Here is a 15,620-nt window from a genome sequence, read left to right on the forward strand (position 1 = left end):
TACGCTCGGGCCGTGCCGAAACCAGAAGTGGACCCCACCGTCTCACTCGAACTCCATGTGGACCGGAGTTCCCCGGTACCGCTGTACTTCCAGTTGTCCCAGCAGCTCGAGGCCGCGATCGAACACGGCAGCCTCACCCCCGGCAGCCTGCTGGGCAACGAGATCGAGCTCGCCGCGCGGCTCGGCCTGTCCCGGCCCACCGTCCGCCAGGCCATCCAGTCGCTGGTCGACAAGGGCCTCCTGGTACGCCGCCGCGGTGTCGGCACGCAGGTCGTGCACAGCCGCGTCAAGCGCCCGCTGGAGCTGAGCAGCCTCTACGACGACCTGGAGGCGGCCGGTCAGCGCCCGGCGACGCAGGTCCTGGTCAACACGGTGGTCCCGGCCTCCGCCGAGGTCGCCGCCGCGCTCGGGGTGGCCGAGGGCGAGGAGGTCCACCGCGTCGAACGGCTGCGCCTGGCCCACGGCGAGCCGATGGCGTACCTGACCAACTACCTGCCGTCCGGACTGCTCGACCTGGACACCGGTCAGCTGGAGTCCACCGGCCTGTACCGGCTGATGCGCGCCGCCGGGATCACCCTGCACAGCGCCCGCCAGTGCATCGGCGCCCGCGCCGCCTCCTCCGCAGAGGCCGAGCGGCTCACCGAGGACGAGGGCGCCCCGCTGCTCACCATGCAGCGCACCACCTTCGACGACACGGGCCGCGCGGTGGAGTACGGCACGCACACCTACCGGCCCTCCCGTTACTCCTTCGAGTTCCAGCTCCTCGTACGCCCCTGACGGTGCCCTGCGCCCGCCCGGTGTGATCCAGGCACCCTCCTCATGTCCGGACAATGTGACCGGTCACCGCTCCCCGGCCTCGGAACCAGAGGTTCCGGTGTCCGATAATGGAACGTTCGGGGCTGGTGGGATCGCCATCGGCCCCTTGCGTACGTTCGGGCAGAGCAAGAAGGGCACGGCCTCGTGGCACGGTTTCCAACCTGGGTAGTCATCGCGCTGGCAGGGGCACTGTCCCTGTCGCTGGCGGGGTGCAGCAGCACCGGCGGCAAGCGGGCGGAGGACGCCCGCAAGGTCGCGGCGGCCCAGGGCAGGGCCGCCGTGAACACCCCCCGCTGGACCTTCGCGATGATCACGCACTCCGGGGACGGCGACACGTTCTGGGACATCGTGCAGAGCGGCGCCAAGCAGGCCGCGGTCAAGGACAACATCAACTTCCTGTACTCGCACGACGCCGAGGCCCAGCAGCAGGCCCAGCTCGTGGACGCCGCGGTGGACAAGAAGGTCGACGGCATCATCGTCACCCTCGCCAAGCCGGACGCGCTCAAGGCCGCCGTGGCCCGCGCCGAGAAGGCCGGCATCCCGGTGATCACGGTCAACTCCGGATCCGCGCAGTCCAAGGCGTACGGCGCGCTCACGCACGTCGGCCAGGACGAGACCGTCGCCGGTGAGGCCGTCGGGCAGGAGCTGACCGAGCGCGGAAGGAAGAAGGTGCTCTGCGTCCTGCACGAGCAGGGCAACGTCGGGCACGAGCAGCGCTGCGCCGGGGTGGCGAAGACCTTCTCCGGCACGGTCGAGAACCTCTACGTCAACGGCACCAACATGCCGGACACGCAGGCCGCGATCGGCGCCAGGCTCCAGGCGGACAGGTCCGTCGACGCGGTCGTCACGCTCGGCGCCCCGTACGCGGACACCGCCGTCAAGGCGAGGGCCGACGCCGGCAGCAGGGCCGAGGTCGACACCTTCGACCTGAACGCCAAGGTCGCCGCCGAGCTCAAGGACGGCACGCTCGGCTTCGCCGTCGACCAGCAGCCCTACCTCCAGGGATACCAGGCCGTCGACCTGCTCTGGCTCTACAAGTACAACGGCGACGTCCTCGGCGGCGGCCGGCCGGTGCTCACCGGCCCGCAGATCGTCACCAAGGACCAGGCGGCCACGCTGGAGGAGTACACGAAGCGGGGCACCCGATGAGCGGGACGACCACGAACCGCCCTGCCGCCCACACCGGGACCTCCGCTGCCGAAACGTTTCCGCGGAACTCGGCGCTGCGGAGGCTGCTCACCCGCCCCGAGCTCGGCTCGGTCGTCGGCGCGATCGCCGTCTTCGTCTTCTTCGCCTGCGCCGCGGACGGCTTCCTGCGCGCCTCCAGCCTCAGCACCGTCCTGTACGCGTCCTCGACCATCGGCATCATGGCGGTTCCGGTCGCGCTGCTGATGATCGGCGGCGAGTTCGACCTGTCGGCGGGCGTGATGGTGACGTCCTCCGCGCTGGTCTCCTCGATGTTCAGCTACCAGATGACCGCGAACGTCTGGGTGGGAGTCGGCGTATCGCTCCTGGTCACCCTGGCGATCGGCGCCTTCAACGGCTTCATGCTGACCCGTACCGGACTGCCCAGCTTCATCGTCACCCTGGGCACCTTCCTGATGCTGACCGGGATGAACCTCGGCTTCACCAAGCTGATCGACGGCACCGTCTCCACCAAGACGATCGGCGACATGGAGGGCTTCTCCAGCGCGCACGCGGTGTTCGCCTCGACGCTCACCATCGGCGGCGTCGACGTCAAGGTCACCATCCTGTGGTGGCTCGCCCTGGTCGCCCTCGCCTCCTGGATCCTGCTGCGCACCCGCACCGGCAACTGGATCTTCGCGGTCGGCGGCGACAAGGACGCGGCCCGCGCGGTCGGCGTACCGGTCACCGGAACCAAGACCGGCCTCTACGTGGGCGTCGGTCTCGGTGCCTGGATCTGCGGGCAGCACCTGCTCTTCTCCTTCGACGCGGTGCAGTCCGGCGAGGGCGTCGGCAACGAGCTGATCTACATCATCGCCGCCGTCATCGGCGGCTGCCTGATCACCGGCGGCTACGGCAGCGCCATCGGCTCGGCGGTCGGCGCCCTCCTGTTCGGCATGACCAGCAAGGGCATCGTCTTCGCCGAGTGGAACCCCGACTGGTTCAAGTTCTTCCTCGGAGCGATGCTGCTCCTCGCGACCCTGCTCAACACCTGGGTCCGCAGGCGGGCGGAGGCCACCAAGTGACGCAGACCGAAGCACGCACGGCACTCGTGGAGCTGTCCGGCGTCAGCAAGCACTACGGCGGTGTCCGCGCCCTGGAGGACGTCGGCCTGGAGGTCCACGCGGGGGAGATCACCTGCGTCCTGGGCGACAACGGCGCCGGCAAGTCGACCCTGATCAAGATCATCGCGGGACTGCACCAGCACGACGACGGTGTCCTGCGGGTCGACGGCGAGGAGACCCGGCTCACCTCACCGCGCGACGCCCTGGACCGGGGCATCGCCACGGTGTACCAGGACCTGGCGGTCGTGGGCCTCATGCCGGTCTGGCGGAACTTCTTCCTCGGCTCCGAGCCCCGCAAGGGGGCCGGCCCCTTCAAGCGCCTGGACGTCGACCTCATGCGCAGGACGGCGCGGGCCGAACTGCTGCGGATGGGAATCGACCTGCGCGATGTCGACCAGCCCATCGGCACCCTGTCGGGCGGCGAGCGCCAGTGCGTCGCCATCGCGCGCGCGGTGTATCTCGGCGCGAAGGTGCTCGTCCTGGACGAGCCGACCGCGGCGCTCGGCGTGAAGCAGTCGGGCGTGGTGCTGAGGTATGTGGCCGCGGCCCGCGACCAGGGTCTGGGTGTTGTGCTGATCACCCACAACCCGCATCACGCGTACCTTGTAGGTGACCGATTCGTCCTGCTGAGGCGTGGCGCCATGGTCGGTCATCACACTCGGGACGAGATCACCCTGGACGAGCTGACCCGGCAGATGGCGGGCGGCAGCGACCTGGACGATCTACGCCATGAGCTGCAAGGGACCTGAGGGCCCGCGGGGTTGTGGCATCATGCCGCTCCGCAGCGCGGACGCGACGACCCCGACACGTCCGCATCCCGTACAAACCGGGCACCGGCCCCTCGGTGCCCCGAACGGAACCCTTAACCACCGTGCGGCAGAATCGGGCCCGATGAGCACCTACCGCGACCTCACCGCCCCCATCGGCTCCCGCCGCGCCCCCGTACTGCGCACGGTCGGTACCCGGGAGCGGCGCTCCCACCTGACCGCACCCCGCGTCCCCACGGTGGGCATCGACATCGGCGGCACCAAGGTGATGGCGGGCGTCGTCGACGCAGACGGCAACATCCTGGAGCGGCTCCGCACGGAGACCCCCGACAAGTCCAAGAGCCCGCAGGTCGTCGAGGACACCATCGTCGAACTGGTCCTCGACCTGTCCGACCGGCACGACGTGCACGCGGTCGGCATCGGCGCGGCCGGCTGGGTCGACGCCGACCGCAACCGCGTGCTGTTCGCCCCCCACCTGTCCTGGCGCAACGAACCCCTGCGCGACCGCCTCTCCGAGCGCCTGTCCGTGCCGGTCCTGGTGGACAACGACGCCAACGCCGCCGCCTGGGCCGAGTGGCGGTTCGGCGCGGGCCGCGACGAGGACCACCTCGTCATGATCACGCTGGGTACCGGGATCGGCGGCGCGATCCTGGAGGACGGCCAGGTCAAGCGGGGAAAATTCGGTGTCGCGGGCGAGTTCGGACACATGCAGGTCGTGCCCGGCGGCCACCGCTGCCCGTGCGGCAACCGCGGCTGCTGGGAGCAGTACAGCTCGGGCAACGCCCTGGTGCGCGAGGCGCGTGAGCTGGCCGCGGCCGACTCCCCGGTCGCCTACGGGATCATCGAGCACGTCAAAGGGAACATCGCCGACATCACCGGGCCGATGATCACCGAGCTGGCCCGCGAGGGCGACGCCATGTGCATCGAACTGCTCGAGGACATCGGCCAGTGGCTCGGCGTCGGCATCGCCAACCTGGCCGCCGCCCTCGACCCGTCCTGCTTCGTCATCGGCGGCGGGGTCTCCGCGGCCGACGACCTGCTGATCGGCCCCGCGCGGGACGCGTTCAAACGGCACCTCACCGGCCGCGGCTACCGCCCCGAGGCCCGTATCACCCGCGCCCAGCTCGGTCCCGAGGCCGGCATGGTCGGCGCCGCCGACCTCGCCCGGCTGGTCGCCCGCCGCTTCCGGCGCGCCAAGCGGCGCCGGGTCGAGCGGTACGAGCGCTACGAGCGGTACGCGCAGGCGCGGCGCGCGGCCCGGGAGGCGCTGTGACGATGTCGTTGCCACGCCAGGCGGCGCCCCCGGACGGGCGGCCGCCGCGTGTCGAGGACCGCCGGCACCGCAACCGCCGCAGGACCCTCACCCTGCTGATCATCGGGCTGCTCATCGGCGTCCCGGCCGGTTACCTGGTGATCTCCGCCAACCAGAGCCGCGACAGCGGCAAGGACAAGGAGGCCCGGTACGCGGTGAAGGGCCTCGCGCCCGGCTACCCGTCCAAGGTCCAGCGCCGCCTCTACCAGGTGCCGATCCCGCACCCGGCCGACAAGGTCTCCTACTACGAGACGAACAACTGGAAGACCAGCCGTCTCTACGTCCAGTTCCGGACCACCGAACCGGGCCTCACCTCCTTCCTGGAGGCCATGGGAGTCAACCGGAGCGACCTGAAGGAGGGCGCCGTCACCGTCGGCGCCCGGGACAAGAAGACCACCGGCTGGACCTTCACCAGCCCCGGCCCCTGGTGGGGCCTCACCCACGACCAGAAGAACCCCGCTCCCACTCAGGACGTGGTCGTGAACCTGTCCAACCCGGTCCTGCCGATGGTCTACGTCGTCTCCCGCACCGTCCCCTGATGCCGGCCGTGGCCCGATCCGGGCCGCCGGAGCCGATTGTCAGACCCCGCCCGTACAGTCGGAGACGACTGGGCCGGACTGCGAGCGGGAGGTGACAGAACGTATGAGCGACATGGCCGTCGGAGCGACGGACAGCGCGACGCACCCGGGGTCCGTGTCCCCCCGCCTCGCCGCGGTCTTCCTCCCCGCCTCCCTTCCACGCGACAGCCGCATCGCCTTCTGGGACCCGAGCGGCGACGTATGGGCGGGGCGCGACCCCGCCGACGGCGACGGTCGAGCGGCCGACGCCCGCTCGGAGGGCGCCGGACAGGGAGCGGCGAGCACGCCCGGGCCGCATCCGGACGGTGCTGGGCCGGTGCCTGCGGAGCTCACCGTCGTACGGCGGCACGGGACGGGGGCCCGGCGCAGGAGCACGTCCGCGCTGTCGCTGCCGATCGAGGACGCGCTGCCCCACCTCGTACGGGCACGGCACGATCCGGCGGCCCATCCCGCCACGGCATGCTGGGGCGCCGCCGCCCTGCACGCGCTGCGGCTCGTCGCCCGTGGACGGCTGCTGCCCGGCCTGACCGCCACCGGGCACGACGCCTGGCGCGCGGGCCCCCTCGACCCGGACGACATCGCCCACCTGCGCGCGATCGCCGCCGCCCTGCCCTACGAGGGCCACGCGGTCCCGCTGCCCGGTTCGGGCCCGCTCCGCCTGCCCGAACCGGAGGCGCTGCTGCGCACCTTCCTCGACGCGGTCGCCGACACCCTGCCCCGCACCCCGGCCGCACCCCACACCTCCGGGAAACCCTTCGCCGCCCGCGGGCCGCAGCACCTGCCGCACGCCCACGACTGGGCGGCCGAGGTCGCCGCCGGCATGGACGCGGGCGTACGCGTCTCCCTCCGCCTGGACCTGTCCGCGCACAACCTGTTCGACAGCGACAGCGACAGCGACAGCGACAGCGACGGCGACGGCAACGGCGACCGGGCCGCCCGCAGCGCGGGCGCGGCGATCGTCCAGGTGCACAGCCTCGCCGACCCCACTCTCGTCGCCGACGCCGCGGCCCTGTGGGCGGGCGAGGCGGACACGGCGTTCGGCCCACGCGCACGCGTGGACGCCGCCCTGGCCGTACGGCGCGCGGCCCGCGTCTGGCCCCCGCTGGACCGGCTCTCCGAGCAGGAGGTGCCCGACGTCCTCGCCCTCTCCGAGGGCGAGGTGAGCGAGCTGCTCGGTGTGGCCGCGACCCGGCTCGCAGCGGCAGGCGTCGCCGTCCACTGGCCGCGCGACCTGGCCCAGGACCTCACGGCGACCGCGGTGGTGCGCCCCGCGCCGGGCTCCGCCAAGGACGGCACCGGCTTCTTCGAGGGCGAGGAACTGCTGCGGTTCCGCTGGCAGTTGGCGCTCGGTGGCGATCCGCTCAGCGACGCCGAGATGGACGCGCTCGCCGAGGCCCACCGCCCGGTGGTGCGGCTGCGGGACCGCTGGGTGCTCGTCGACCCGGCCCTCGTCCGCAAGGCCCGCAAGCGCGAACTCGGTCTGCTCGACCCGGTCGACGCGCTCTCCGTCGCCCTCACCGGCACCGCGGAGGTCGACGGCGAGACGGTCGAGGCGGTGCCCGTAGGCGCGCTGGCGACCCTGCGGGACCGGCTCACGGCAGGCGTACGGCCCGCCGAACCACCACCGGGCCTCGACGCCACGCTGCGCGACTACCAGCTGCGCGGTCTGGGCTGGCTCGACCTCATGACCTCCCTCGGCCTCGGCGGCTGCCTCGCCGACGACATGGGCCTCGGCAAGACGGTCACCGTCATCGCGCTGCACCTCAAGCGGGCGCGCGACGAACCCACCCTGGTGGTCTGCCCGGCCTCACTGCTGGGCAACTGGCAGCGGGAGATCACCCGGTTCGCCCCCGGCGTCCCCGTCCGCCGCTTCCACGGCCAGGACCGCACCCTGGACGGCCTCGACGGCGGCTTCGTGCTCACCACGTACGGCACGATGCGGTCCACGGCACCCCTGCTGGCCGAGCAGCCCTGGGGCATGGTCGTCGCCGACGAGGCCCAGCACGTCAAGAATCCGTACTCGGCGACCGCGAAGGCGCTGCGGACGATCCCGTCCCCCGCGCGCGTGGCCCTCACCGGCACGCCCGTGGAGAACAACCTCTCCGAACTGTGGGCCCTGCTCGACTGGACCACCCCCGGGCTCCTCGGCCCGCTGAAGTCCTTCCGCGCCCGGCACGCCCGCGCGGTGGAGAGCGGCGGGGCCGAGGACAACGGCGAGGCCGTGCAGCGTCTGGGCCGCCTGGTACGCCCCTTCCTGCTGCGCCGCAGGAAGTCCGACCCGGGCATCGTCCCCGAGCTGCCACCCAAGACCGAGACGGACCACCCCGTCCCCCTCACCCGCGAACAGGCCGCGCTGTACGAGGCCGTGGTGCGCGAGTCGATGCTCGCCATCGAGACCGCCGAGGGCATGGCCCGGCGCGGGCTGGTCCTGAAACTGCTGACCTCGCTGAAGCAGATCTGCGACCACCCGGCGCTCTACCTCAAGGAGGAGCACGCCCGGGGCGGCGACAGGTTGGCGGCGCGCTCCGGGAAGCTGGCGCTCCTGGACGAGCTGCTGGACACCCTGCTCGCCGAGGACGGCTCGGCGCTGGTCTTCACCCAGTACGTCGGCATGGCCCGCCTGATCACCTCCCACCTCACCACCCGAGCGGTCCCGGTGGACCTGCTGCACGGCGGGACGCCGGTCCCGGAGCGCGAGCGCATGGTGGACCGCTTCCAGAGCGGCGCGACCCCGGTCCTCGTACTGTCCCTGAAAGCGGCGGGCACGGGCCTGAACCTCACGCGCGCGGGCCACGTCGTCCACTTCGACCGCTGGTGGAACCCGGCGGTCGAGGAGCAGGCCACCGACCGTGCCTACCGCATCGGCCAGACCCAGCCGGTCCAGGTGCACCGCCTGATCACCGAGGGCACCGTGGAGGACCGTATCGCCGAGATGCTCGCCGCCAAGCGCGCCCTGGCCGATGCGATCCTCGGCACGGGCGAGTCGGCGCTCACGGAGCTGACCGACCGCGAGCTGTCCGACCTGGTCTCGCTGCGGAGGGAAGCCTGATGGACGAGCGCCCCGCCGACGCGGCACGCCGGGCCCTGCGCGCCGCCCGGGAACAGCAGACCCGGACCCCCGACGGCCCCGCGGACCACCGCAAGCACGTTCCGGGCGATCCGGCCGGTGCGGGGAACCGTCCCGGGGACGCCGCACGTGACGCCTTGCGGCGCGCGGTGAACGCCCGGCGCGGCGACGGCCCCGCGGACGACGGGGCCACCACGCAGGACGCGGACGCGGATGAGTCGGTGCCCAGGTCGGAGGCGGCCTCCGGCGGTCCGGTGAACGGCGCCGCGGACGCCGGGGCCACCACGCAGGACGCGGACGCGGCCGAGTCGGGACCCCGACCGGAGACACCCTCCGGTACCTCGGCAGTCGGCACCGCACCACGGCGACCCGCGGGTGCGCGTCTCTCGGAGGCGGTGCGTGCGGTGGACGCGGATGCGTCGGTGCCCAGGTCGGAGGCGGCCTCCAGCGGTCCGGGGGACGGCGCCGCGCTGCGGTGGTCGGCGGGGGCCCGCTCCTCGGAGGCGGTGCGTGCGGTGGACGCGGATGCGTCGGTGCCCCGGCCGGAGGCGGCCTCCGGCACCCCAGGGGACGGAGCCGTGCCACGGCCGCCCGCGGGGGCACGTCCCTCGGACGCCGCGCGGGAGGCGCTGCGCGGCGCCCTGGCCCGGCGGGCGGCCCGTGCGGAGGCCACGCAGGCGGAGACCAGGGCAGCTCGTCGTCGGACCCCGGCCCCGCGTCGAGCGACGCCGCCGGCGCCCGCCGACTCCCCGGCCGGAACCGCGGCCGAACACGACAGGGCAGCTACCCACGCCGACGCGCCCACCGGCCCCTTCCGGACGCCCCCGGCTGCGCTCGGCCACGCTGCGAACGCCGGCGGCAACAGCCCGACCGATCAGGGGTGCCCCGAGCCTCGGACGATCCCGCCCGCACCCGTGTCCTCGGGGGAGGACCTCGCTACTGCGGGCGCCCTGGCAGCGATCCCGAGCGCGGCCTGGGCTGCCGCGTCGCAGGGCGCCGTGGCGGGGACCCCGGAAGACGCCCCGGCGGGCGTCCTGACGACCACCCCGGTCACCCCGTCCGACGGCTCTCCGAGCCGCACGCCGCAGGACGGCGGCTCTGTCGCCTCCCGCGCAGACACGACGCCCACCTCGTCCGGTGACTCTCCGAACGGCACGCCGCAGGAGGCCGCCTTCGTCGCCCCCGCCGTGGACACCTCGTCCGCACCCTGTGACAGTTCACCGAACCCCACCCCACAGCCCCGCACCCTGGGTGCCAACCCCGACGTCCACTTGGTGGGGACGGAGGAGTGGGCCCCGGCAGCCACCTCGGACGCCGCCTCAGCGGGTACCTCGGGCGCCCCCTCAGCCGCGATGCGCGACAGCGCCTCGGCAGGCACCCCGGGCGCCCCCTCGGCGGCGATGGGGGAGGGGCCCTCGGTAAGCGCCCCGGAAGCCCCCTCAGCCACGACGGGGGACGGCGTCTCATTGGGCGCCCCGGACGACCCCTGGGCAGGAACCCTGGGCGCCCCCTCGGCAAGTACCTCGGAAGCCGCCTCGGCGGGCAGGCGGGCGTACGGCCGTCAGGCGTCCCCGTCCCCGTCCTCGGCCGGGGCGGGCCCCGGAAGTGCCTCATTCCCACCGGCGCGGGACGGCGCCGAGCCCCCCGTGCCGCCCCGGGTCCCCCGGAGCATGGCCTCCCCCCGCCGGGACGGCGAACTTCGGCGTACCTTTCCGGCGTTCCCCGCGCGGGCGGTGGAAGGGGGGCGGTTCGCCGAGACCTGGTGGGGCGACGCATGGGTCGACGCGCTGGAGGAGGGCGCGCTGGACGCGGCGCGGCTGGCCCGTGGGCGTGGGTACGCGCAGACGGGGCACGTGGACGCCGTCACCGTCACCCCGGGGCTGGTCCTGGCGTACGTGCAGGGGAGCCGGCCGCGCCCGTACCGGGTCCAGGTGCGGCTGCGGACGCTGGACGACGCCGACTGGGACCGGTTCCTGGACGCCGTCGCGGAGCGCCCCGGGCACATCGCCGCGCTCCTCGACAAGGAGATGCCCCAGTCGCTCGCCGACTGCGGGGTTCCGCTGCTCCCCGGCCCCGGAGACCTGGAGCCGCACTGCAGCTGCCCCGACCACGGCCACCCCTGCAAACACGCCGCCGCCCTCTGCTACCAGACCGCACGCCTGCTGGACGCGGACCCCTTCGTCCTGTTGCTGCTCCGCGGCCGGGGCGAGCGGGAACTGCTCGACGCCCTGTCCCGGCTGAACGCCAGCCGCGCGGCCCGCGCCGCGCAGGAGCGGGAACCGGAGCCGTTCCCGGGCGTGCGCGCGGGCGAGGCACTGGCCGAGCGGCGACGCCCGCCGTTGCCCGCTCCGTTGCCCGCACCCCCGCACCCGGAGCAGCCCCCGGTGTATCCGGCGGCGCCGGGCGGCCCCGACCCGTTCGCCCTGGACCAGCTGGCCACGGACGCCGCCGCCCGCGCCCACGCCCTGCTCACCACCGGCCGCGACCCGGTCGGCGGGCTCACACTGTGGCAGGACGCGGTACGCCTCGCCGCCGCCCGCCCCGGCTCCGGACTGACCGCGGCCACCCGCTCCCTGTACGCCTCGCTCGCCTCCGCCACCGGCCGCGGCACGGCCGAACTGGCGCGGGCGGTGGCGGCCTGGCGGCAGGGCGGCCCGGAAGGACTCGCCGTCCTGGAGGAGCCCTGGGACCCTCCGGCGGGCCGCTTCGACCGGGCGCGCCCGCTGCTCCTCGCCGCCGACCTGCCCGCCTTCCGCCCCTGGCGCAACCGGCTCACCCACCCCCGCGGCCACCTCCAGCTCCGCCTGGGCCGGGACGGCCTGTGGTACGCGTACGAATCGGAGCCGGACCGCGACGACTGGTGGCCCCGCGGCACCCCCGACCTCGACCCGGTCGGCGCCCTGACCGGCCTGGGCGCACCGGGCGCCCTCTGACGGCCCCCTGCCGGACCCGTGGGCGTCCTGCCGGACCCGCGGCCTTGCCGGACCCGAGGGGCGGCCCTGGCGGCCCCTTCGGGCGGGGCCCCGTCTGATCCTGGCGGGCGGGGCCCGCCTGATCCCGTAGGCAGCCCGGTGCCTGTCTGATTCGTGGGCGCCCTGCCAGACTCGCGGGCGGCCTTGCCGGACCCGAGGGGCGGCCCTGGCGGCCCCTTCGGGCGGGGCCCCGTCTGATCCTGGCGGGCCCCTTCGGGCGGGGCCCGCGTCATCCCGTAGGCAGCCCGGTGCCTGTCTGATTCGTGGGCGCCCTGCCGGACCCGTGGGCGACCTTGCCGGACCCGAGGGGCGGCCCCTGGCGGCCGTCGGGGGCCCCGCCCGACCCGTCGGCGGCCCATGCCTGATCCGTGGATGGCCAGTACCTGCTCCTTGCGCTTCCTCGGGCTTCCGTGGCCTAAGGACCGGCGGTGCGTTGCAGCGCGACCACGGCGGCGTCGTCGGCCAGGCGTCCGCCGACGTGGTCCAGGAGATCGGCCCGCAGGTGATGGACCAGAGCCACGGGGCTGTCCTGCGCCCAGGAGATGGCCCGTGCGGCGAGCGGGTAGAAGACGCCCCCGGGGTCGCGTGCTTCGACCACACCGTCGGTGTAGAGCAGCAGGAGATCCCCGGGCTCCAGCTGGAAGGTGTCCACCCGGTACTCCGGCGTGCTCAGCTCGCCCAGGCCCAGCGGCGGAGCGGGAGCGCTGGGGCGCAGCGTGACGGCCTGCCGGCCGCGCAGCAGCAACGGCGGCGGGTGCCCGCAGGTCACCATCTGCGCCTGCGGCAGCGCGTCGGGGATGTCGATGATCGCGGCCGTGATGAAGCATTCCCCCTCCTGCCCCGGCTCGGTGGGCTCGGCCAGGTTCCAGCACACACTGCGCTCCAGGTAGGCCATCAGCTCGGGCAGGGCCGCCTTCCGGTGCGCGGCCTCCCGGAAGGCGCCCAGCAGCAGCGAGGCGTCGCCCATCGCGGTCAGGCCCTTTCCCATCACATCGCCGATGATCAGCCGCGTACCGGTCGGGGTGCGGACGGCCGCGTACAGGTCGCCGCCGATCAGCGCCTCCTCCTGAGCCGCCAGGTACACCGACGCCACCCGCAGCGGCCCGATGCGTCTGGGCAGGGGCCTGAGCACCACTCGCTGCGCGGCCTCCGACACTCTGCGTACCTGCTCCAGCTCGCGGTTGTGCCGCTCGCGCAGATAGCGGAACACCGTCACGACCACCGAGACCACGACCAGGGAGATGATCTGCGCGCCCACGCTCTCCGTGGTCAGCAGGCGGAACCCCGCGCCGACGCCGAGCAGGGCTCCCACGGCGATGGCGCCGACCAGAGCGGTGACGAAGGGACTGGCGAAGGAGGCGGTGATCGCGGGTGCCACGATCAGCAGCGGCCCCAGCGGTACGTGGGGCCCGGTCAGAATGTCGGCGACGAGGATGGCGGCGATCAGACCGAGCGGCACCGCGAGCAGAGCGTCGCTGGCCTGCCACGAGTGGAAGCGGTGAGAGATCCGCCGCCCTGGACGCATGCTTCCTGCTTACACCCCCCACTCGGACACGGCAGCCTGGACGCTCTGCCCCATCCGCTCCTCGGAGGTCGTGGCGACCGGCCGCAGGAAGGCGCCGTCGGCCGACCGGCGAAGGCAACACGCCTTGCACACCTCTGAGAAGAGACCGTCACTTCCCGTCAAAGCCGACAAGGAGAGGATCTTCGCGAAGTCACCACAACCTGGGACGGCTTGCGAGGGGCTCCGACCCAAGCACGTGAGAATTTGTGTGATGTGAGAGCGTGCAGGGCGTGAGTGACACACCGACGAACACCCTGCAATACCGCTTCGACGGGCGGGAAGACGCCCCAGTCCTGATCCTGGGTCCCTCACTGGGTACGACCTGGCACATGTGGGACCGGCAGGTCCCGGAGCTGACGAAGCAGTGGCGTGTCTTCCGGTTCGACCTGCCGGGACACGGCGGAGCGCCCGCGCATCCCGCCGACTCGGTCTCCGACCTGGTCACCCGGCTGCTGGCCACCCTGGACGGACTGGGCGTACAGCGCTTCGGCTACGCCGGGTGCGCGCTCGGCGGCGCGATCGGCGTCGAACTGGCGCTGCGCCACCCGGAACGCCTCGCCTCCCTCGCCCTGATCGCCACCTCGCCGCGGTTCGGCACTCCCGACGAGTTCCGGCAGCGCGGGGTGATCGTGCGGACGAACGGGCTCGACCCGATCGCCCGCACCTCCCCGGAACGCTGGTTCACCAGTGGTTTCGCCGCCGCGCAGCCCGCGATCACCGACTGGGCCGTGCAGATGGTGCGCACCACCGACCCCGGCTGCTACATCGCCGCCTGCGAGGCGCTGGCCGTCTTCGACGCCCGCGCCGACCTCGGCCGCATCGGCGTGCCCACGCTGGTCCTGGTCGGCTCCGACGACCAGGTCACCGGCCCCGCCGAGGCGCGCACCCTGGTCGCCGGCATCCGCGACGCGCGCCTGGCCGTCGTGCCCGGCGCCTCCCACTTGGTGCCGGTGGAGCAGCCCGTCGCCGTGACCGACCTGCTGGTCCGGCACTTCTCCACCGCCTGGCACCCCGGATACGACTCGACCACAGGGCACATGGCGATCGTCGGGCCCCCGGTCAAGCCGGTGCTCGCCGCGCCCCCGCAGGCCTCGCCCATCGCCGAGATCGCCCCGGCGCCCGTACCGGCGCAGGTGGCGGGCGGGCCGGACCGGTACGGCATCGGTCTGAAGATCCGCCGCGAGGTGCTGGGCGACGCGCACGTGGACGGGGCGCTCGCCGAGGCGGAGGACTTCTCCGGCGACTTCCAGGAGTTCCTGACCCGCTACGCCTGGGGCGAGATCTGGGACCGGCCCGGACTCGACCGGCGCACCCGCAGCAGCGTCGCCCTCACCGCCCTGGTCGCGGGCGGCCACCTCCAGGACCTCGCCGCCCACACCCGGGCCGCCCTGCGCAACGGACTGACCCCGGACGAGATCAAGGAGGTGCTGCTGCAGACCGCGGTGTACTGCGGGATTCCCGCGGCGGGCGCCGCCTTCGGGATCGCCCAGCAGGTCATACGTGAGGAGACGACGCTCACGGAGTGACCCCCGGCGTGCCCCCCGGCCCCGGGCGCCGCCACCCGCGGCCACCCGCGCGCCCGGCGCGCGGGTGGTCCAGGCTGGGGAGCATGAGACTCACGAAGAAGTCGCACGCCTGCGTTCGTCTGGAGAAGGACGGGCGGACGCTCGTCATCGACCCCGGCGGGTTCAGCGAGCAGGACGCCGCGTCCGGAGCGGACGCGATCCTGGTCACGCACGAGCACGCCGACCATTTCGACGAGGGGCGTCTGCGCGCCGCCCTGGAGTCCCGCCCCGGCACCGAGATCTGGACCCTGAAGTCCGTCGCGGAGCAGATCGCCGCCGCCTTCCCGGGCCGCGTCCACACCGTCGGCCACGGCGACACCTTCACCGCCGCGGGCTTCGACGTGCAGGTCCACGGCGAGCTGCACGCGGTGATCCACCCGGACATCCCGCGCATCACCAACGTCGGCTACCTCGTCGACGGCGGCCGGGTCTTCCACCCGGGCGACGCGCTCACCGTGCCGGACGTCCCGGTCGAGACGCTGATGCTGCCGGTGATGGCGCCCTGGAACAAGATCTCCGAGGTGATCGACTACGTCCGCGAGGTCGGGCCGCAGCGCGCCTACGACATCCACGACGCCCTCCTGACCGACCTGGCCCGCCCGATCTACGACCGGCAGATCGGCGCCCTGGGCGGCGCGGAGCACCTGCGGCTGACGCCGGGGGCGTCGGCGGAGGTCTGAGCCGGGCCCGGAGCCGGGCGGAGGGCGTTGTCAGCGGTGCCCGGTAGGTT

11 protein-coding genes are annotated in these 15,620 nt (G+C 73.6%); 10 read left to right on the forward strand and 1 reads right to left on the reverse strand.

Annotated features, from left to right (window positions below; all coding sequences use genetic code 11):
- Positions 1-27: 27 nt before the first annotated feature.
- The 8 genes from ACWC91_RS17970 to ACWC91_RS18005 all read left to right on the forward strand — a co-directional run bounded on the left by ACWC91_RS17970 (position 28) and on the right by ACWC91_RS18005 (position 11,722).
- The gene (locus tag ACWC91_RS17970; RefSeq protein WP_225078350.1) at positions 28-777 is read left to right on the forward strand and encodes a GntR family transcriptional regulator; all 750 of its coding nucleotides are present in this window, start codon (positions 28-30) and stop codon (positions 775-777) included.
- 183 nt (positions 778-960) lie between these two features.
- Positions 961-1,965 carry a sugar ABC transporter substrate-binding protein gene (locus tag ACWC91_RS17975; protein WP_450643224.1) on the forward strand — a complete coding sequence of 335 codons (1,005 nt, stop codon included), beginning with the start codon at positions 961-963 and terminating at the stop codon, positions 1,963-1,965.
- Complete coding sequence (locus ACWC91_RS17980) at positions 1,962-3,026, forward strand: ABC transporter permease (protein ID WP_450643223.1); 1,065 nt, start codon at positions 1,962-1,964, stop codon at positions 3,024-3,026. Before ACWC91_RS17975 ends, ACWC91_RS17980 begins: the two co-directional genes overlap by 4 nt.
- Entirely contained in the window at positions 3,023-3,814 is a 792-nt protein-coding gene (locus tag ACWC91_RS17985; RefSeq protein WP_225078255.1) for an ATP-binding cassette domain-containing protein, read from the forward strand. The genes ACWC91_RS17980 and ACWC91_RS17985 overlap by 4 nt, the downstream gene beginning before the upstream one ends.
- Before the next feature lie 142 nt (positions 3,815-3,956).
- Complete coding sequence (locus ACWC91_RS17990) at positions 3,957-5,105, forward strand: ROK family glucokinase (RefSeq protein WP_225078254.1); 1,149 nt, start codon at positions 3,957-3,959, stop codon at positions 5,103-5,105.
- Complete coding sequence (locus tag ACWC91_RS17995; RefSeq protein ID WP_281154222.1) at positions 5,102-5,683, forward strand: sugar kinase; 582 nt, start codon at positions 5,102-5,104, stop codon at positions 5,681-5,683. The genes ACWC91_RS17990 and ACWC91_RS17995 overlap by 4 nt, the downstream gene beginning before the upstream one ends.
- Before the next feature lie 103 nt (positions 5,684-5,786).
- Positions 5,787-8,771, forward strand: coding sequence for an SNF2-related protein (locus tag ACWC91_RS18000; RefSeq protein WP_450643221.1), 2,985 nt, complete (start codon positions 5,787-5,789; stop codon positions 8,769-8,771).
- 917 nt (positions 8,772-9,688) lie between these two features.
- Positions 9,689-11,722, forward strand: coding sequence for an SWIM zinc finger family protein (locus ACWC91_RS18005; protein ID WP_376504861.1), 2,034 nt, complete (start codon positions 9,689-9,691; stop codon positions 11,720-11,722).
- Positions 11,723-12,176: 454 nt separating this feature from the next.
- On the opposite strand, the gene ACWC91_RS18010 is transcribed toward ACWC91_RS18005, so the two are convergent.
- Positions 12,177-13,286, reverse strand: coding sequence for a PP2C family protein-serine/threonine phosphatase (locus ACWC91_RS18010; RefSeq protein WP_225078252.1), 1,110 nt, complete (start codon positions 13,284-13,286; stop codon positions 12,177-12,179).
- A 269-nt stretch (positions 13,287-13,555) separates the two neighbouring features.
- Here ACWC91_RS18010 and pcaDC point away from each other — a divergent pair, with 269 nt between their 5' ends.
- Together pcaDC and ACWC91_RS18020 are read left to right on the forward strand one after the other, a co-directional pair.
- On the forward strand, positions 13,556-14,851 hold the full coding sequence (gene pcaDC, locus ACWC91_RS18015; protein ID WP_281154223.1) for a bifunctional 3-oxoadipate enol-lactonase/4-carboxymuconolactone decarboxylase PcaDC: 1,296 nt from the start codon (positions 13,556-13,558) through the stop codon (positions 14,849-14,851).
- 83 nt (positions 14,852-14,934) lie between these two features.
- Entirely contained in the window at positions 14,935-15,570 is a 636-nt protein-coding gene (locus ACWC91_RS18020; protein ID WP_225078250.1) for an MBL fold metallo-hydrolase, read from the forward strand.
- Positions 15,571-15,620 lie beyond the last annotated feature (50 nt).

The organism is Streptomyces sp. NPDC001204, assembly GCF_053598035.1.

Coding starts and splice junctions, on each gene's coding strand:
- ACWC91_RS18010 (WP_225078252.1), bottom strand. CDS start 13,286: ATGCGTCCAGGGCGGCGGATCTCTCACCGCTTCCACTCGTGGCAGGCC.
- ACWC91_RS18000 (WP_450643221.1), top strand. CDS start 5,787: ATGAGCGACATGGCCGTCGGAGCGACGGACAGCGCGACGCACCCGGGG.
- ACWC91_RS18020 (WP_225078250.1), top strand. CDS start 14,935: ATGAGACTCACGAAGAAGTCGCACGCCTGCGTTCGTCTGGAGAAGGAC.
- ACWC91_RS17980 (WP_450643223.1), top strand. CDS start 1,962: ATGAGCGGGACGACCACGAACCGCCCTGCCGCCCACACCGGGACCTCC.
- ACWC91_RS17990 (WP_225078254.1), top strand. CDS start 3,957: ATGAGCACCTACCGCGACCTCACCGCCCCCATCGGCTCCCGCCGCGCC.